Origin of the sequence: Ohtaekwangia sp., from assembly GCF_036568665.1 — a bacterium.
Classification (GTDB): domain Bacteria; phylum Bacteroidota; class Bacteroidia; order Cytophagales; family Cyclobacteriaceae; genus Ohtaekwangia.
Map to the genome: position 1 here is coordinate 37,652 of NZ_DATCSD010000473.1, position 18,014 is coordinate 55,665.

Annotated in this window: 14 protein-coding genes; 7 read left to right on the plus strand and 7 right to left on the minus strand. The window is 44.1% G+C overall.

The window, feature by feature from the left end; all coding sequences use genetic code 11:
- Positions 1–8: 8 nt before the first annotated feature.
- The 3 genes from VIN08_RS27690 to VIN08_RS27700 are packed head-to-tail and all read left to right on the plus strand — an operon-like array spanning position 9 to position 3,563.
- Entirely contained in the window at positions 9–1,598 is a 1,590-nt protein-coding gene (locus VIN08_RS27690; RefSeq protein ID WP_331972839.1) for an O-antigen ligase family protein, read from the plus strand.
- Positions 1,599–1,604: 6 nt separating this feature from the next.
- A complete protein-coding gene (locus tag VIN08_RS27695; RefSeq protein ID WP_331972841.1) occupies positions 1,605–2,348 on the plus strand; it encodes a TolC family protein in 744 nt (247 codons plus the stop codon).
- 27 nt (positions 2,349–2,375) lie between these two features.
- Positions 2,376–3,563 (plus strand): acyltransferase, encoded by a 1,188-nt coding sequence (locus VIN08_RS27700; protein ID WP_331972843.1) that lies wholly within the window; start codon positions 2,376–2,378, stop codon positions 3,561–3,563.
- A gap of 5 nt (positions 3,564–3,568) precedes the next feature.
- On the opposite strand, the gene VIN08_RS27705 is transcribed toward VIN08_RS27700, so the two are convergent.
- Both VIN08_RS27705 and VIN08_RS27710 read right to left on the minus strand, forming a co-directional pair.
- Positions 3,569–4,378 (minus strand): class I SAM-dependent methyltransferase, encoded by an 810-nt coding sequence (locus VIN08_RS27705; RefSeq protein WP_331972845.1) that lies wholly within the window; start codon positions 4,376–4,378, stop codon positions 3,569–3,571.
- Between the two features lie 135 nt (positions 4,379–4,513).
- Positions 4,514–5,323 carry a 2OG-Fe(II) oxygenase gene (locus tag VIN08_RS27710; RefSeq protein ID WP_331972847.1) on the minus strand — a complete coding sequence of 270 codons (810 nt, stop codon included), beginning with the start codon at positions 5,321–5,323 and terminating at the stop codon, positions 4,514–4,516.
- A gap of 171 nt (positions 5,324–5,494) precedes the next feature.
- On the opposite strand from VIN08_RS27710, the gene VIN08_RS27715 reads away from it, so the two are divergent.
- The gene (locus VIN08_RS27715; protein ID WP_331972849.1) at positions 5,495–6,496 is read left to right on the plus strand and encodes an endonuclease/exonuclease/phosphatase family protein; all 1,002 of its coding nucleotides are present in this window, start codon (positions 5,495–5,497) and stop codon (positions 6,494–6,496) included.
- On the opposite strand, the gene VIN08_RS27720 is transcribed toward VIN08_RS27715, so the two are convergent.
- The gene (locus tag VIN08_RS27720; RefSeq protein ID WP_331972851.1) at positions 6,438–8,033 is read right to left on the minus strand and encodes a hypothetical protein; all 1,596 of its coding nucleotides are present in this window, start codon (positions 8,031–8,033) and stop codon (positions 6,438–6,440) included. The two genes, VIN08_RS27715 and VIN08_RS27720, sit on opposite strands and share 59 nt — an antisense overlap.
- A 95-nt stretch (positions 8,034–8,128) precedes the next feature.
- Between VIN08_RS27720 and VIN08_RS27725 the strand changes: the two genes are divergently transcribed.
- Positions 8,129–8,998, plus strand: coding sequence for a decaprenyl-phosphate phosphoribosyltransferase (locus tag VIN08_RS27725; RefSeq protein WP_331972853.1), 870 nt, complete (start codon positions 8,129–8,131; stop codon positions 8,996–8,998).
- 12 nt (positions 8,999–9,010) lie between these two features.
- Positions 9,011–9,613, plus strand: coding sequence for an HAD family hydrolase (locus tag VIN08_RS27730; protein WP_331972855.1), 603 nt, complete (start codon positions 9,011–9,013; stop codon positions 9,611–9,613).
- Here VIN08_RS27730 and VIN08_RS27735 read toward each other — a convergent pair.
- Positions 9,603–10,034 carry a hypothetical protein gene (locus tag VIN08_RS27735; protein WP_331972857.1) on the minus strand — a complete coding sequence of 144 codons (432 nt, stop codon included), beginning with the start codon at positions 10,032–10,034 and terminating at the stop codon, positions 9,603–9,605. The genes VIN08_RS27730 and VIN08_RS27735 overlap by 11 nt on opposite strands.
- A gap of 2 nt (positions 10,035–10,036) precedes the next feature.
- A complete protein-coding gene (locus VIN08_RS27740) occupies positions 10,037–11,473 on the minus strand; it encodes a GMC family oxidoreductase (protein WP_331972859.1) in 1,437 nt (478 codons plus the stop codon).
- A gap of 132 nt (positions 11,474–11,605) precedes the next feature.
- Between VIN08_RS27740 and VIN08_RS27745 the strand changes: the two genes are divergently transcribed.
- Positions 11,606–12,559: a hypothetical protein gene (locus VIN08_RS27745; protein ID WP_331972861.1), complete on the plus strand. Its 954-nt coding sequence runs from the start codon at positions 11,606–11,608 to the stop codon at positions 12,557–12,559.
- Here the strand turns inward: VIN08_RS27745 and VIN08_RS27750 are convergent.
- The gene (locus VIN08_RS27750; RefSeq protein WP_331972863.1) at positions 12,523–13,461 is read right to left on the minus strand and encodes an alpha/beta hydrolase; all 939 of its coding nucleotides are present in this window, start codon (positions 13,459–13,461) and stop codon (positions 12,523–12,525) included. The genes VIN08_RS27745 and VIN08_RS27750 overlap by 37 nt on opposite strands.
- Before the next feature lie 49 nt (positions 13,462–13,510).
- Positions 13,511–18,014 (minus strand): PA14 domain-containing protein (locus VIN08_RS27755; RefSeq protein WP_331972865.1); only part of this gene is annotated, 4,504 nt, incomplete at its 5' end.

An 18,014-nucleotide genomic window follows, 5' to 3' on the forward strand; every position in this document is an offset into this window, starting at 1 on the left:
CTCATGGAATGGGTGCTGATCGCGATGAGCATTGTAGTGTGTGCGATCTTCTTTTTCATCATTGTATTTTAGAGAACGTGCAGGAGAAGAAAGAATATATATTGGATTTTACTGCTGATGCCCCCGAGAAAGACAGAGGACTATTCTCTTTTCTTTCGGCCGGTAATGGCAAAAGTGTGCTCAGTTCACCACTGCTATATATAGTGCTGTTGCTTACCTCGGTAGGCATGGCGTTTACCTTTGCGTTGTTTGGCCCCGTGTTCGGGTTTATCTGCATCGGTCTTATCGTAGGGATCCCAGCCGTGCTATATTCGGTGGTAAACCTGAAGTTTGGTATCATTATACTTCTCATCATTTCGTTTTTCCTGCAGGGCTTTAACCGCTTTGCAGCTGGTATACCACTGGGTATTGTGCTGGATATATTCCTGGTAATTATGCTCATCGGGTTACTGATTCGCAAATGGCAGGCGAGCGATTATACCCTGGCTAAAAATCCCATCAGCTATGTGGTGTGGGCATGGATCGGGTATAACATGCTGGAGTTTTTCAATCCGATAGCTTCTACACAGGCATGGATATTTGTGATCCGCGGTATCGCTATACTGATGATATTTTACTTTATCATCCTCTATGCGATTGATGGCATCCCTTTCTTCAAGACGCTCATCAACGTGTGGATCGTACTCTCTCTTCTCGGTGGACTCTACGGACTGTTCCAGGAGTTTCATGGTTTGTTGCCGTTTGAAAAAAGCTGGGTGGCTTCAGACGATTTTCGCTATAAACTGATCTTTAACTGGGGGCGCTATAGAATCTTCTCGTTCTTTAACGACCCAACGGTATATGGTGTGTTGATGTCATACTCAGCCTTGTTCTGCATCACCCTGCTTACCGGGCCGTTTAAACTGCTGTATAAGATCTTCCTGGCCTTTAGTGCGTGCGTAATGATGCTGGCCATGGTATATGCCGGAACACGCACAGCCTTCGCTATGCTGCCTGCCGGGTTTATATTTTATGCACTGCTTACCTTCCAGACACGAACACTGGCCTTTGCAGCGTTTGGTCTTGCTGTAGGAGCCTTTGTTATATTCTCGGGCATCCGCAGTCTCGGACCGTTTCTAAGCACCAATAGTCTGGAGCGTATACGTTCTGCTTTTAAACCGAGCGAAGATCCATCGTTCCAGGTACGCGAGCGAAGCCAGGCATTTATCAAACCGTTTATACAGTCGCACCCGTTTGGAGCCGGATTGGGAAGTATAGGTATATGGGGGCAACGATTTACACCGGGCTCTGCGCTGGCAGACTTTGCTCCGGATAGTGGATATGTGCGTGTAGCCGTGGAGTTGGGGTGGGTTGGCTTGCTGCTATACTGCACGTTCTTTGTTGTGATTTTAACGGTGGGTATACGCAACTACTATCGAACGCGATCGCCCGAGCTGCGGGCTTATCTGGCTGCGCTGCTTGCTGTAGTGTTTAGTCTGGTGATTGGTAATTATCCGCAGCAGGTATTGATACAGGTGCCTACCATTTTGATTTTCTATGCCATTATGGCGATGCTGGTGCGCCTCCGTGAAATTGACGAAGCAACTTACAAAGAATAAACCCATATGAAAATTTTTACAATCTTCCTCTTTACCCTTGCGCCTCTTATAATAACAGCCCAGACTGTTGATTATAACAAGGTGATTATACCCGACCGTATTACGAACGTTACGTTTGATGAACGCCTGGTGCAACTTGCCTGGAGAAACCATCCGTCTGCCAAGATTGCCCAGCAGAACGTAGAGATTGCCCAGACCGAAAGAGCCATGGCTAAATGGTCGTGGCTGGATAATATATACGGTGTAGGTAACCTGAACGAATTTACCGTAGCACCGGCATCGCACGAGCGATCTATATACTATCCGCGCTATAACTTTGGTGTGCGTGTATCACTCGGAGATTTCGTACAGATGCCCAAGAAGACCAAGCTTGCTACCTATCGCATGGTAAATGCCACGCATGTAGTAAACGGGCAGAAGCTGAGTACGCGCGAAGAAGTGCTGCAAAGCGTTGAGCGTTTAAAGATGAATTACAAGATCATCAAGCTTCGTCAGTTTGTAAAAGAAGAATACTACCAGATGTATAAAGAGGCTGAAAAGAAATTTCAGACCAACGAAATAAACCTTGAACGCCTGCGGGCATCGCTGCAGGTATACTATAGCCGCTCGGAAGATCTGATCCAGGCGCAATCCGAATTTAACCAGGAGAAGCTAAACCTGGAAGCCTTTACCGGTGTGAAGCTGGAAGAAATAGAAGGATACCAGGAATTTTTGGCAAAGCTGGACGAAGAAGCAAAACAGGATTTCTAAGCGATGAACAGGGGAGAGATTTAGGGCATGCTTCAGTTTTTTAAAAACCTTCCTGAGAAACTAACCAGGGTAACATCAGGCGGGAAAGTAATCAAGGAGATCGATGGTCTTCGCTTCCTGGCTATATTTCCGGTTGTGGTGCAGCACCTGAGCGAGCGCTATGAACGGTATACGGCAACGCACTTTACACCGGGCAGCGAATATGCATTTACACACTTTGTTACCAATCGTGGTTTTATAGGGGTATATATATTCTTTGTAATCAGCGGATTTATCCTGGGCTTGCCGTTTGCTTCCTATAGCCTGAACAGCGGAAGAAAAATTGATTTGAAAAGTTATTACTGGCGGAGAGTTACCCGGCTGGAACCGCCCTATATTATCGTGATGACGATCTTTGCCATCGCAGTAGTGTTTATGGGCTTCTATACTTTTCGCGATATTATACCGCATTACTTTGCCAGTATATTCTATTTACACAATATACTCTACAAGGGCTGGACGTTTATCAATCCTCCCGTGTGGACGCTGGAGATTGAAGTGCAGTTTTATATACTGGCGCCTTTCCTGGCATTGTTACTCTTCAAACCGAAATCGCCTGTGGTGCGGAGAGCCTTGTTGATCGGCTTTATTGCTATACTCATGTTGCTGCAACAGCACTTCCGCATCCTGCATCAATTTACCAAGCTTACCATATTAGGTCACCTGCAGTTTTTCCTGATCGGGTTCATCTTTGCTGATCTGTACCTTACCGAATGGAAGGATGGCATTAAGAAGCATAGTATATTTAATTACATTGCTATACTGAGCTTTGTTATTATGGTGATGGTATGGAGCTGGAATCATGAGTTGATCAACCGCATCAGCTTCATTGTGTTCCTGTTTGTGCTGTTCTATTCCATCTTTAAATCAACCTGGCTTAATAAGTTTTTTACAACGCCCTGGATAACCGCCATAGGAGGGATGTGCTATACTATATATCTGCTGCACCTGCCGTTTATTGAATTTTTTGTGCGCGTTACTAAAAATATAGTAGTTACACATTCATTCACGGTAAATTTTCTTTTCCAATTATTACTGATTATACCATTTCTGCTGGCCATCAGTATAGGCTTCTTCCTGCTGGTTGAGAAACCATGCATGTATAAAGACTGGCCGCAGCGGTTAAAGAAAAATATACTCAGCCGGTTTGCATCGGTAAAGCAGGAAGAAGCTTAGGTATACTAAGCTGGCTTCCTGCCAATAACCTGAATGGCATTGCCTGTGTTGCGCGGAAAGTAAAATACGCGGTCAAGGTGTACAAGCGCTTTGCATAGCGGAAGGAATAACAGTTGTATAGCAGAGCCTCCCTTCTTGCTGAGGAAACCAATCTCCCAGCCGATACGCGAAAGCATTCCATCGGTATTGGAACTATGCTCGATGGTGAAGCCTTCATCGATAAAGCGTTGCTTCAACCCATTCAGATCATATACCTGGCCAACGTGTTCGTGCTCGAGCCACTCCTGGTGATCTTCAAATAAACTTTCAGGAAGTAAAGTAGTTTGCTTGATGTTGGGAATTTTTACCAGCAGATATCCTCCCGGTTTTAGTTTCTCGAAGCAATCTTTAAAAGGCATATCTTCTTTGTGTATATGTTCAAATACATCTACAGCAAAAATGAAATCGTAGGCTGCACTTTCCGGAAGCTTCTCAATTTTATCAGAAAATATTTCCACATTCTTGAAATTGAATTTAGTGACAACCTGCTTGAGTGTGCTGACGCGCTCCGGCAAAATTTCAATCGCGGTAAATTTAGTTTGGGGCATTTCTTCCGCCATCATAAAAGTAAATTCACCGAGACCGGCACCCAAGTCAATAATCTTTTTGAAAGACGACAACGGTAATGAATTTACCAGGCGTATAAATACGCGCGAGCGGGCATAGTTGCCTACGTTGGTGTAACCGAAAACATTGTAAACCATTTTTGAAAGAAAGGGAGATCGCTTCATGCGATCGCTGGCGACATACTGAGTCTTTCCGTAACTGAAATTCATTTTAGGGTTTTGATTAAAGCCTGTCAGTACAACCGTATGACGTGTCAGACGCAGGCAGGTTTAGTAAATATACAATAGAACAAGCATGCTAATATATAACATGCTTGCCCAATAAAAATACCTAATTTGTGTTATTTACCGTGTTATTTTTTTTGCGGCATTGTATAAAATCGGAGGCGTTATCTGCTTCACAATTTCCTTTACAGAGATGCGCGATTTATCCTGATATGGTCTTGCCTTGAAGAGTGTGGAGTGATTTTCAAGACCGGCATTAATCTCATACGAAGGTCTTCCGTTGGTATAGTAATACAACGCCAGTGATTTACGATTTCTGTCCTGCGGACATTTCAGTGCATCGGGATGACCGTGATACGAGAAGTCGGTTGTAGTAAAAATCGCCATGCGATTAAAGAGTGGCAATATTTTCTTCACACTGTGTTTCATTTCAGTATCCCACAACTCAAAATGTCCGCCCCATTCTTCATTCCAGTCCTTGTTCAGATATACCAGTACATTTAGTCTGCGATCGAGATTGGTAAGTTTGTTCTTGTTAAAGTCTGCATGGATTTTTAAAAGTCCACCGGGCATGATCTGGTGACAGCCGCCACCTTCAAAGTATGGATCGGGTATCAATGCGTCAATACCGGTGAGGATCGATAAAAATTCAAGGAAGGGTTGTGAGTTGAGAAAGTGCATGAACTCCCTGGTCTCTTCGCCAAACCTGTATTCTCCTTTCGATGCAAGCTTGATCTGGTTCGTGTCTTCAAACTTCAGATCCGGTCGCTTGCTCATATCCGGAAATTCATCCAGTATTTCAGAGAGTCTTTCCGGGTTAAAGAAATTATCGAAGTAGATATTGGGAAACGGATTGGCCGACTCATACTCCTGATGTTTACTTTTGGCCAGAGCATGGAGCTCTTCTACAGACAGGTTGATAAATTTCATAATAGTAGGGGGGTTTTTAGGGTGAAACAATTTTTAGTGCATAGCGATATTTATTTTAGGTATAACATGCTTATTTAGGGATGTGAATAGACTTAATGAATATACAGAATTAAGATCAGATTTCCTTGAGCTTCGCGATGAATAAATCCGTAAACCCTCTCACATTTTCAGATGATCAAGATATTGTTTTTGTTACTCACATGCGTGTCGGCACTGGCACTGGGTGCCCTATATATTCCGCCTGACGAGTTCTATATTGCCGGGGTTCTAACGCTCGGTATACCTTTTCTGATGCTCGGCACCGCAATTGCACTGCTATACTTTGCCATTAAGAAGAGTCGCTGGGTATGGGCTCCCATAGTAGTGATCGTATTCTTTTTGGTACAGGTACAAGGCATCTTTTCACTGGGCCTGCACAAGGAAGATACTTCCGATCGCACACCCGTAAAGATCATTTCCTATAATGTAAATGCGCTGAATTACTTCGGAAAGCCGGGAGTATATATGCAGACCCTCAATACATTTTCTGCGTGGCTGGGGAAGGTTCGCCCGGATATAGTATGCCTGCAGGAAACTGTACCTGCTAATTTTTACAAGATATTGCCCTCGTACTATCGCTATTTTTCCGGCAAGGAAACATTGGAAGGCGACAGCCTCGGTCTCTTCATCATCTCGCGTTACCCGATAGCACTGGCAGGCAAGCGCGAGTTCGCTTTCAATTCTTTTAACCGGATGATCTGGACCGATATAGTGATCAACCATGATACTATACGCGTGATCAACGTACACCTCAAGTCCTATAATTTTTACAAAGCATCCAAACTCCGAAAGCTCAAGAATATAAAAGGAGGATTAATGGCACGAAGCTATCATGCCAAACTGATCAGAGAATTTATAGAAGAGTCGCCCTATAAAGTTATACTATGCGGAGATCTCAATGAACCACCGCATAGCTATGTATACCATACACTGTCGCAACCGTTGCACAATGCTTTTGAAGATGCAGCCACCGGGTATGCCTATACCTATACATTTATGGGATCACCAGTGCGCATCGATAACATCTTTGCCAGTAAAGGAATTTCCTTCTGCGATTACAAAACCTATTACGATGTTACTTTGTCGGATCACTTTCCGATTGAGACAAGTATTGTTTTGCAAGATCCGGATTGATGAATACTTCAATCGAGGAGTCTTCCAGTTTACGGGGCGCTAGGAATTTATTATTCGGTATATAGTACTTCCGAAGTGCTTCGCGAACCTGGTATGGGTAAAACTCCGTAAGGCTTGGTATATCTTCAAAGAGCACGAGATCGTAATAGTGATTTTTTACACGCTCGTTTATCTCATCGATCTGTTTCTGAAACATACCGATGTTTACATGGAACCACAACGGGTGTTGGGTGAGTGGTGTATAGCCAAACTCTTTTGCCAGAAATGTTATCTCCGACATGTTCAATACTTTCAATCCTTTATTATGAATGAAAGGAAGTTTGGCAATGCTATCTATACCGGCAATAGTGCTCTCAGGTAATGTAACATGCTTCAGTGTCGGGTAGGCAGAAGAGCCTTTCCATAAGGCAGGCTTGGGCGCATTGGTAATAGCCATCGGTTGCTTCTTGCTATGGATGTGCAGAATATCCGATACATATTTCCAGTAGCCTGCAGAATATATCAGCAATACCAGTAACAGTATAGCTATAGCGGGCTTTACAAAAGTATCCCAACGCTGCCACGGGAAGAAATTAAGAATGCAGGCAAAACCGAATACATGATAATACGTCATGTGATCGGTAGGCAGCGGGCTTGTCATTTTAGTAACAATGGCCTGCGCGATCATACACACTGATATAGCAGCCAGCGTAAACTGGTTTCGGTCTTCAATAAATTCTTTTATAGTTTTAAAAGAACAAAGCAGCAGTATAAAGATGAGTGCTATATAGGTTTTCTCCACGATCGATCCTTCAAGGAACGTATTCAGCAGTAAAACTATATCGAGGCGCGAGCTGTGTGGCGGCTGGCCATAGTTGAACCAGTATAGAAAATCATATTGGAGAAAAGGCAATGCCGATACTATACCAATAACCACTACAGCACCCAAGTAGGTAATCACAGGCAGGCGTTCTTTATCCAGCAGCGCGCGGTATACCAATAAGAATAAACTAAGCAGTATACCAATAGCGCCTACATCCTGCTTGGTGAAGAATGTTACCGCAGAGAATAGCGCTGCGAGCGCAAGCCATATAGTTTTGGAAGATGTTTTCTCTACTGTAAACGATTTGGTGAGGAAGAATAGTGCCACCAGTTCATATACAACAACGGAATGATTATACCACGGCCAGAAATTATAAAGTACATAAGTGAGGCAGAATACCAATATACTTAGTGTTATAGTATAGGGCTTTACTTTCAGATTGTAGAGAATACCTCTCAACGAAAGTATACTTATTAGATTAATAAAGACCTGCGCCTTTACCAGTGATAGAAAAGTAGGACCGAAGATCTTGAAGAATAAAGCCGGTATAAGCCAATAGCAGATACCCATGGGCAATCCGAAATCTTCATAGGGAACTTGTCCGATGGAGAGCCTGTATGCGCCTTCCCACGAGAGAAAGATGTTTACGCGATACGGCAAACTGAGAAATAACGGGGCAATGATGAAGGGTACACAGATCACCAGATCGATGTACTTGAAGTGTTTGTCCTGCACAATCTTTTTTGATTAAAACCAACCTAAAGATAATGTTTTAACCGTTTGGACGTGAGAGTAATAATAATAATTTTACGGTGATAAAAGTTAGTATAATGCGCTTCTTCTACCTGCTACGGATTCATCACTGGGTCAAAAATCTTTTCGTCTTCATTCCGGCTTTCTTTGCCGGTCAACTGTTGGATAAGCATGTCCTCATCTTGCTGGGTGAAGGTTTCCTTTGCTTTAGCCTGATGGCCTCTGCTATTTATATCCTCAATGACTATCGCGATATAGAAGCCGACAAGGTACATCCTGTAAAGCGGCAGCGTCCGCTGGCGTCAGGCAAGGTGTCGCCAACACTCGCATTGATCATTATGGCGGTGTTGTTCATCGTATCATTAGGATGGTCCTATATATTGTCAGACTCTCCAACGTTTGCAGTACTGGTGGGAGTATATGGCGTGATTAACATTGGCTATTCATTGGGGCTCAAGAACATTTCACTCGTAGATATATTCCTGGTTTCATCGGGCTTCCTCATTCGTGCTGTGGCCGGAGGTGTACTGATCAGTGTAGTGATCTCGCAGTGGCTTATCATTATGGTGTTCCTGTTATCTATCTTCCTGGCTTTTGCTAAACGAAGAGACGATCTTGTGTTGGCACAAACTTCAGGCACTGCCTTGCGTGCATCGGTGCGACAGTATAACATCGAGTTTATCAATACATGCCTCGCGTTGATCTCGGGTGTGATCATGGTATCGTATATTATGTACACCATTTCAGAAGAAGTAGTGAATCGTATCGGAAGAGACTATCTCTATATCACAGCACTGTTTGTATTTGCCGGGTTGCTGCGTTACCTGCAGATAACATTGGTAAAGAATGACAGTGGCTCGCCTACGAAAATATTGCTGACCGATCGCTTTATACAGTGTACGATCTTAGGTTTTATCGTTACCTTCCTGGTGATCATTTATATTTAAGCGATGGCAGATATGAACACGAAGCCAGGACTCGCTTTATTTGACTTTGACGGAACCATTACCACGCACGATACACTCTTCGAGTTTATACGCTTTAGTAAAGGATCGTCTGCGTTCTATACCGGCTTCCTGTTTCTGTCGCCTATGCTCGTGTTGTTCAAGGCCGGTATAATTTCCAACTCGCAGGCCAAGCAATATGTACTCTCGTATTTTTTTAAGGGGATGGATGTTCACACATTCAATCAATGGTGCAAGGACTTCGCGAAGCAGTGTATTCCACAGTTGATTCGGAGTAAAGCACTGGATGAGATCAGACAACATCAGGCCAACGGGTATAAAGTTGTGATTGTGTCAGCTTCACCGGAAAACTGGGTAAAGCCCTGGGCCGATAGCCTCTCCGTTGAATGCATTGCCACACGCATGGAGGTAATAGCTGGAAAAATAACCGGCAAGTTTCAAGGCATGAATTGCCACGGAGAAGAAAAGGTTGAACGCATTCGTGCCTATCTCAATACAAACGACTTCTCACCAATCTATACCTATGGCGATACCAGTGGCGACCGTCCGATGCTGGCATTGGGAAATCACGCGCACTATAAACCTTTCAGGAAGTAAAGCGAAGACTCGAGAACGGATTGGAACATCCGGTTTTATAGGGATTGAAGAACCCGATATAGGTAACATCTTTCGAAGGATCCATCTTGTTCAGAAAGAAATCTGTAGATAACAGAAACTGCCCCGTAATCATACTTCTATACTGTACATACTTGGTATGATACTTAAGCTTTATACCCAGCGATGAGAAGAAGTGCTGCACGCAGATAAACATCTTCTTGGAGAAAGAAAATTTGTTCCAGAAATGTTCACGTTTGGCTTCATTCAGAAAGCGGTCGATTGCTTCGTCTGGTACTTTGAGGGATTGTGTATCGGCTATCAATATTCTCTTTACCACTTTATCGAAGTTCAATAACAGGTATGCAGCTATAGCGGCCGGTATAGCAAGAAGGGATAGACGTATAAAAGATCTTCTGTTCATAATTAGTGCAGTTGATCGGCCGCGCGTAACGAGAGCGCAGCAATAGTAAGCGATGGGTTAGACGGAGTTATAGTAGGGAAGGAGCTTCCTCCCAATACAAACAAATTCCGGTATTGATGATGCACAAGATTTTTATCGACTACACCTGAAGCTGCATCTTTGCTCATCCGCGCTGTTCCCAGAATATGTGCTTCCGAAGGTTGATACTTATCGTCCAGGTATATATTCTCGATCGGTAATGTTTTTAAAATGTTACCGATGTTATCCTTCAAATGCGTATAGGCTTTTGCTACATAATCACTGTGCGATGTATAGGTTAGTTGTGGAATGAGCGGATCGGCCGATCGCTCCACTTTGTTGGTGGCCTGCGGTATATCTTCAAACACAAATTTGAATTTGGCTATGTTCCGCCATTTACCTTCTTCGTAGCGTATAAATACATCGTTGTGACTTTCTACGATACAGGCACCACGTTCTGCACGGTGTGCACCATCGTATAGCATAAAACCATTCGCTGTGATGATTGAGCTGCCACCTACATTTTGAAAATCCTTCAGATCGATATACGCATAATAACCTACTTGTTCCGAAAGATTCTTGCCAGTATGCACATTGGTGTCACCGGAGTTTAAGAGTATATGTGCATTGAAGATCGCATTGGCACCCAGTGCTACCAGGTCGGCAGTTGCTTTTTTATCCTGGCCGTTCTGTTTGTATTGTACACCGCGCACTACATTCTGTTGTATATCGAGCTGTACTACCTGTGCCTGGTATTGTATTTCGATTCGCGGATCAGCATAGAGATCTTTCTTGAATCCATTCTCGATGGTAAACTTGGCTTCCACTGGGCAAAGGTGACAGATGGCGCTCGTGCAGCACTTGTTTCGTTTGTTGGATATACTGCTTCGCGCGGTCGGCTGACTGATATATAGCTCACCATATTCTCGCTGCAGTAATTTATCTACTGTGCTAAGTTCATGTGCCGGCTGTGGATATTTCTTCGACATCGGGTAAGGCGTTACCTCCGGGCCGGATATAGCCATGATGTCTTCCGTTTCACAATAGTAGGGTTCTATATCGCTATAGGAGAGAGGCCAGTCGATGCCAACATTATACTTTGATTTCAGTTCGAAATCGTTTGGCATAAAACGCGGTGTACAGCCCGTCCAGCAATTGGAGCTGCCGCCAAAGCTCGGGTCAAAGATCCAGGCTTTCTCCGGATTGTTATTCTTATAGGTAACACCGGCTTGTCCGCCACTCACGTAGCTAACTTCACCCAGGGGTTTACTTCTCGCATCCTGAAGTCTCTTCTGATGAGGAATATATTCACCACGCTCCAGTACCAGTACACGAACCGTTGGTGAAGACTTCTCCAGGAACTTCTTCACAAAGAAAGATGACGCAAAACCAGTACCTACTACAATCAGATCATAATGCATAGCAACAAGTTCGGAAAGTGTTAAAATAGCATAAGATTTTCAATAAATTGCAAGGGTAACAATTCAACTTTCGTTATGACTTTTGTAAGCCCCCGATTTGATAAATGGATATGGTTCTTTTTGTTTCTGCTTATGAGTTTGTACGTGTTATACGAACATGCTACAAGCTGCCTGGCCATTACACATGCCGTGCAGATAGAACGGCATAAAAATATTATAGCGGGTACTTCTGAATTTTATAACCCATGGCAATACCGGATTTTATCGCCACTCATTCTCGAATCAATCATCCAGCTATTCAATAAAGTACTTCCGGGTAAATATGAAATGCTGCCATACCTGTTCTTCAAGTTTATACAAAACATGCTGATCTTCTATATCAGCTTCTACTACTATAAATCGTTACAGATAAAAAATCCGATACTTATTTTTGCCGGGTTAATGTTACTGTGCTTTACTATCAGCAACAGTGTATTTCAATCCGATTTTTCGTTTAACACATACTTCGATATAATCTTTTACCTGCTTGCAGCCTGTGTTATACTGCAGAAGAAATACTATTGGATTATACCGATCACTTTTCTTGCTGCCGCTAACCGTGAGACCAGCGGATTTATACCCTTGATGCTGGTGGTTCCATTTATACTATACGACCGCTCACTGCTTACGAAGGACAAATGGATTATAACCCTTTCATCGCTGGCTATATTTGCTATTGTCTTTGTAAGCATCCGCCTGTATTTCGGCTTTCGCGAAGCAGAAGGTATACATGGTATGCGCAGCCCGCTGGCCTATCTTAAATTCAATCTTACCTTTTTCCGTATGTACCCGCAGCTGTTCGGCACATTGGGATTGATACCGCTGATCACACTCTTCGGATTCAAACGCTTACCCGTTATGCTGAAGAGCTGGTGTTTGCTAATCGTTCCCTTCTGGTTTGTGATACACCTGGCTAAGAGTACTGCGATGGAGTCGCGGTTATTCCTCGTGCCACAGGCGCTGATCTTTATACCGGCTATGCTCTGGCTGATTGAAGACTTTTATAAGAATCACTCACCGGCAGAAGCACCGGTAAGAAATTCATAAATGATCGGATTTACTTCCGAAGGTCTTTCAAAATGCGGCATGTGTCCGGCATTCGGAATAGCATGATGTTGGATGGCCGGATATAGCGACTGATATATAGCTATATTTCCTGCAGGAAAGTAAGGATCTTTCTCTCCGTAAAGTAATAATACCTTTTGATGCAGTCCTTTCAGCAACTCTATATTTCGCTGGTTAAGAGTATGCATCCATGTAGAATGATTGATGTATTTATACCCTTCAAAATTCATGAAGTAGGCGAGGCGCTTGCTATAGTTTTCAAAAAGAGCCTGATCCACAAATTCCTTTCGCTGGTTTTCAATAGCCTTTGGGTACCAATAGAACGTCATAAGCAGATCAGAGACAACCGGTACTTTTAATAATGGATTTGGTTTGAAGTCACCGGTGGTAGCCGGATCAAGAAAAACGATCTCCTTTACCCGCTCCGGATTTTTGGAAGTATACTCCAAGGCGATCATAGCGCCCATCGACATGGAGACAATGGTAAACCGTTTTGAGATGTTCAAAGTATCCAGCAATTGTGAGAGCTGGTGAACCATCAGTTCCGGAGTATATTCTGTTTCAGGACGATCGGTATATCCGCGGCCATACAGATCGTATGACAATGTTTGAAATCCTTTTTGCTGAAAGAAGGGAATGGTATTGTTCCATACTTCCATGCCGGTAATACCACCACCATGAATGAATACGATCAGATCGGCAGTATCATTTCCCTGCAAGGCATAATGTACTATACCCTGATCGAGCCGGATAAAATTACCGGGCGCTTCAGATCGTTCTTCGTTTGTGAGTGATTGGGTCTCCTGGCTGAATGACACAACGAAGTAGGATAGTGCAAGAAGCACTATCCCAGCAACGATGATCAGTAGAAGGGTCTTCTTCATGAAAGGCTAACTATCTTTATATACCCTGCGGTATATGTATATTTTCAACTTACGATTTCTTGATCACTTTCAGTCGCACAGCACCAACCGCGATCACATACGTCCCTTGCGGCAAGGTGCCGAGGTCGAGCGTAACATTTTCTTCCGAGGCTGTTGCTGTTTTCTCCAATACAGTTTCTCCCACCACATTCATTACCGAGATGAGTTGAGCTCTGTCGCTGTTCAGGAGGTTAACCGTAACAACATCGGTGAAAGGATTCGGATAAGCAGAAACTGCGGATGTTCTCAGGGCAGAACTTTCCGTAGCTGTTACCCGGAAAATTACTCCGTTCGACATCTGTGCACAGCTTCCGCTGCTTACCTGCACGGTATATTTACCCGCTGTAGCAGGGTATATATAGGACCTGGTTTCGCCATCTACCGGTACGCCATCTACAAACCACTGGTATTGGTATGTATCTTTTGCTACCGTATAGAACTTGTTACCCATTACGGATATAGATGGTTTGGCAAGTGAATCGATCGTAACATTTACAATTGATGTAAGACTTACCACATCACAACCCTCGTAACCATAGCCGGCTTTGATCTCCACCGGTGTTGTACCACTGCGCATTTTATCTCTGTGAAGAGTCAATTGCAGATCACTTCCGGCAGCAAGTACCTGGTCAGATACGGCTACTCCGTTTACAAAAGCCTGATATACTATATCTGTTTGAGGATTAGCAATCGTAACGATCGGGTCGGTATCACAAACGCTGTTCGCTGTAATAGTCTTGGCAGCTTCTACTGCAGGCTTGCCGATTATGATCGTAAAGCGTGAACCTTTTGAAAGTACATCGCTCGTAATAGCAAAGCTATAGGTGAAGCCTTCTGTTAATTCTACCTGTGTGCCGAGGAATGCATCCTGCAGGTATACACTGCCTACGCCCCCGTCAATGCCTTTGAATTTCAGGGTATAATTTCCAACCGCCGCATTGTCGATGGAGAGCGGTATACTTCTCTGGCAAAACTCATTGGAGATCACGTTAATCGCAAGGGCTACACCATCGGTTGATTTAGACGAAAGGTTAAAGTATGTATTGGCTTGCTTGACCGCGTCTTCGCCCTTTGCGTATGCATTTGAACCGGATGCAACGGACTGGATATACGCCTGGTCATCCAGTGTACCATTCGTCATGGTGATCTCTATAGCCTGCGAAGCGCTGCTTGCCTGGCGATAGAATGATCCATCGGTAGTAAACTTGGCATTCTCGGTAATGGTAAGAGCAGGAGCGGCAGAAGTAGCCTGTACCCAGAACGATTGACCTGGTGCAATGATACCGTTCTCCAGGTTTCCGGTGGTACCGTTCCATACACGCCATCTATACTCTGTACCGAAGTTCTCGCGTACCGATACTATACTACTTACGTTCTGGAAGGTAGACCATTTTCCTCCGGTGTTGTTACCGGTCCATTGTATAGGAGCCGGGTAAGGATTGCCTAACAAATTCCATCCGTTATCCTGGCCAAGTGTACCACCTGTAAGGGTGAATACAAATGTACCTTGATATGCTGGGCCGGTCATTTCCCATGTAGTAGGGTTGGTGCCTTCACGAATAAACAGTGAATAACCTTTTCCTATTTTCAGGGTATCCTGGTTGGTGCTGTTGTTGGCAGGGAAGTTCAGCCATCCGCCTCCGGGTTCGTTATAGTCGAACATCGATGCCGCTGTACTATTTATACCGGTGCCGGTGCTTCTGCCGGTAAATTTACCTGTAACCGGTATATATTTCTGAATGTCGGCCACCTTCATGCCTTTGATCGGAGAAGCGATATAGCGGTATATTCTTCCTTCGCCATCCATATAGCGTTGGAAAACTATATCTCCGGTAATTTTCGCACCTGAAAGCAGCGGACCTATACGGGCTGTACCACTGGCGTTTGATACCAGGGTAAGATTACCGTTATAGGTATTCAATTCGCCTTTGCTGATCGTTACAAGGTCTGTCGCCTTAACCGAACTTAACAGGTTGAATTTACCTGTGCTGCTGGTAGACAGTGTAAGATTAGATATACTGTTGTACGTATCGCTGAAGATGATGTTGGACGATAGCGGTGATGTCGTATTGAGTGTAAGATTTCCACCATTCATCGCGATCGTTCCGGCTTCACCATTCGGGTTGATGGAAACATCTCCCACCAGAGATAAGTTATTGTTTCCAAGCTGGAGTAAAGCTCCGGTTTCCAAGATCAAACCACCACCGGCTGCATTACCTGCATTGATCGTTACCGGGTTGCTTGTGCCGTTGCTTATGGTGAGTGCATCACCAAAATCTACAGTGAGTTGATAGAGGCTTACATCCTGATTAGAAGGTATTGTTAACGTATGGCTCTTGGTGCCTTTGAATATAATCGAGTATAATTGATTGGTTGTAGGACTCTCTGCTCCCTGGAAGGTGAGGTTACCGTTTACTGCCAGCACTGACTTGTTCGGCTCACTGCCTTGCACAGCCACTTGATCGGCTACACTCAGATTTCCTTTTACACTTACAGAGCTAAGTGGTAAAGTTTTGGTAGTAGAAGCAGTGTTCAGGTTAAGATTACCATACGAACCATTGGGAACAGCGCCTGCCACATTGAAGTTAACGGTTGATGTAGCGGCCAGTATACCAAACGTTGGTATAGTAGCATTGTTCAGGTTGATGGTAGTGTTATCGTTCGCTTCCAATCGGCCGGTAAGCGCAGCATTCACATTCAGTGTAATACCCGATGCCTCGACTACTACTTTAGAACCTGTGCCTGAAACAGTCCACGCAGCATTGAGATCTACATTACCCGTTCTATTACGGATATAGAAATACTCGAATCCATTGGTAAAATTTGGCGGAGCAGTACCCGTACCGTTGGTGTTGGTTCCCCAGGTAGAAAGGTCTTGCAGGTTACCCGTTGCTTTTGAGTAATACGATATAGGGGTAGCGCCTGTGCGGAACAGTTTGGCGTTCGGTATAGTCTGCTTGGCAGGTGTTCCTGGCGGATCGTACGATACGGTGAGCGTAGGAGCAACCACACTGTTGGCATAGAAATATACTACCCGGATAGAGTGCTTACCGGTAGTAGTAATATTTACCGTTTTCGATTTTTCGGTAGCAGCAGATTTAGTGCCGTCATTATCTACTTGCAGAACACCATCTATATACAGGCGACTTCCATCATCTGATTTCGTATAGAATATATAGTTACCGGTAACATCGATCTGGATATAGCCATCGAAAGCAAAAACAAACTTGATGTTTCTGTTTCGGGGGGTAATATCAAAGTTACTTACAATGCCTTGCTTAACCGGTGTTTGTGTGGTGCTGAAGTATGTTGCCAGCGTAAAACTTGCCGGGACAGTAAGCGGCTCATAGTATGAATAGGTTAAACCGTTTTGAGGTGTTAAGGTTGTTACCTGTAGAGCTTCACCGGCAAAGTCAGAAAAATTACCGCGGGCATCTACAGCGCGCACGTTGATGAAGTAGGTTGTATTAGGAGCGAGGTTGCTGAATGTATAGGTGGTACCGGTTACAGTACTGCTCACAAGGTTGGAGCTTTCGTATACTTCATATTTTGCTACCTGGTCGTTATCTGTAGAGGCGTCCCATGAAATAGAGATCTGTGTATCGGTAATATTGGTCACCACCAGATTAGCCGGTGCACTCGGTTTGATAAGATCGTTCGGAAGTGTTACACTTCTTTCCGTACCAAATTTACCATCGCCATTGCCTACAACACGCACGCGATAAAAATACTTGGCCATCGGGCGAAGTCCTTTATCGGTATAGCTTGTAGAATTAGCCGGTACAGTTGCTACTAATTTATAGGGCTCGCTGGTATAGCCGTTGGCGTTGTTACGGTTTCTCCAGATCTCGAAGTATTCTTCATTGGTAGAATTATCCGTCCAGGCAATCTTTACCGATGTCTCCGATATAGTAGTAATAGCATTGGTCGCTACAGTAGGAGCCGTAGGCCCAACGTGCGGACTGAGATAATATACTGTTACCGGTGATGACAGGAGACTTTCGCAACCTGAGTTCTCTTTTACTTTTACAGCATAGACACCGGCTTCGTTGGTTGTTCCGGCAGTACCGGAGCTGTTCAGGAAGTAAGCAACTTTTGTGTTTGTAGTGGTAGTATCAAATGGAGTTCCGTTTTTATACCAGTAGTATTGCGGGAAGCCTTCAGGCGCTACAAGTTTCATAGTGTCGTTCTTGGCACCATTAAAGTCTATAGGAAGAAAGCGTGTACCGCTCGAGTTGGTAAGCGCAGGCGAGTATGTAGAGGAAGTTTTAGGTGTGATTTTCAATTGGTAAGACTCTGCCCATTTTCCATTTCTCCGCTGGAATTTAACAGTATATATACCGGTTTGATTCAAAGTATAGAAGCGGGTTGTAGCACCGGGTATATCTGCACCATTGTACGTCCATTGATAAGCCAGGAAACCATCGGAGAAACCCAGCTTGATCGATCCGTTGAGACAGAGCTCGGTTACACCGCCAAAAACAAAAATGTTCTTTTTATTCTGCGCGAGTATC

Coding starts and splice junctions, on each gene's coding strand:
- VIN08_RS27690 (WP_331972839.1), top strand. CDS start 9: ATGGGTGCTGATCGCGATGAGCATTGTAGTGTGTGCGATCTTCTTTTT.
- VIN08_RS27695 (WP_331972841.1), top strand. CDS start 1,605: ATGAAAATTTTTACAATCTTCCTCTTTACCCTTGCGCCTCTTATAATA.
- VIN08_RS27700 (WP_331972843.1), top strand. CDS start 2,376: ATGCTTCAGTTTTTTAAAAACCTTCCTGAGAAACTAACCAGGGTAACA.
- VIN08_RS27705 (WP_331972845.1), bottom strand. CDS start 4,378: ATGAATTTCAGTTACGGAAAGACTCAGTATGTCGCCAGCGATCGCATG.
- VIN08_RS27710 (WP_331972847.1), bottom strand. CDS start 5,323: ATGAAATTTATCAACCTGTCTGTAGAAGAGCTCCATGCTCTGGCCAAA.
- VIN08_RS27715 (WP_331972849.1), top strand. CDS start 5,495: ATGATCAAGATATTGTTTTTGTTACTCACATGCGTGTCGGCACTGGCA.
- VIN08_RS27725 (WP_331972853.1), top strand. CDS start 8,129: ATGCGCTTCTTCTACCTGCTACGGATTCATCACTGGGTCAAAAATCTT.
- VIN08_RS27730 (WP_331972855.1), top strand. CDS start 9,011: ATGAACACGAAGCCAGGACTCGCTTTATTTGACTTTGACGGAACCATT.
- VIN08_RS27735 (WP_331972857.1), bottom strand. CDS start 10,034: ATGAACAGAAGATCTTTTATACGTCTATCCCTTCTTGCTATACCGGCC.
- VIN08_RS27740 (WP_331972859.1), bottom strand. CDS start 11,473: ATGCATTATGATCTGATTGTAGTAGGTACTGGTTTTGCGTCATCTTTC.
- VIN08_RS27745 (WP_331972861.1), top strand. CDS start 11,606: ATGAGTTTGTACGTGTTATACGAACATGCTACAAGCTGCCTGGCCATT.
- VIN08_RS27750 (WP_331972863.1), bottom strand. CDS start 13,461: ATGAAGAAGACCCTTCTACTGATCATCGTTGCTGGGATAGTGCTTCTT.